Origin of the sequence: Ectobacillus ponti, from assembly GCF_024294785.1 — a bacterium.
Classification (GTDB): domain Bacteria; phylum Bacillota; class Bacilli; order Bacillales; family Bacillaceae_G; genus Ectobacillus; species Ectobacillus ponti.
Map to the genome: position 1 here is coordinate 1 of NZ_JANCLT010000077.1, position 638 is coordinate 638.

At 56.6% G+C, this 638-nt stretch carries 1 protein-coding gene; it reads right to left on the bottom strand.

Annotated elements, in window-relative coordinates:
* Nucleotides 1-638 (bottom strand): glutamine synthetase beta-grasp domain-containing protein (locus NK662_RS24640; protein WP_254761352.1); only part of this gene is annotated, 638 nt, incomplete at both ends.

Consider the following 638-nt stretch of genomic DNA (forward strand, 5'->3'; position numbering starts at 1 on the left):
CACTGTCCTGGCATGACCTCGCCGTTGATTCCACTGATGTTGATGCCGGCATAGAGGCAAGCCTTGTAGTGGGAGTCAACAATATCACGCCCAAAAGACTTGTCAGCACCGATACCACAGTAGTAAGGACCCTGAGGACCAGGGAAGCCACCAACAGGCCAGCCAAGGGGCCAGTTGATGTCCTTCTGGAGGAGGGTGTACTCTTGCTCAATACCGTACCAGGGCTCCTCAGAAGCAACCTCAGGGGAGCTGAAGATCTTGGCAGCATTGTGCCTCTTGTTGGTGGGGATCGGTTCTCCGGCTGGCGTGTAGCAATCGCACATGACAAGGATGTTGTTTCCCTTCCTGAATGGGTCCTTGAAGATAGCCTGTGGGTACAGGATGACCTCACTGTCCTCGCCGGGGGCCTGGCCGGTGCTGGAGCCATCGTAGTTCCACTTGGGCAGCTTGCTGGGATCAGTCACAGGGCCGGAGAGAGTCCTAGCCTTGCTCCTGAGATCCATGCCAGATCCACCGATCCATATGTACTCGGCGATGATCTTCTCCGTGGTGTCGGAGAGGTTGAGGTTGACGAGATCGGTGAGAGAAGCCATGGCGGACGATGAGGAGGAGGAAGCAAGAGGCGGCACAGCTGTAAC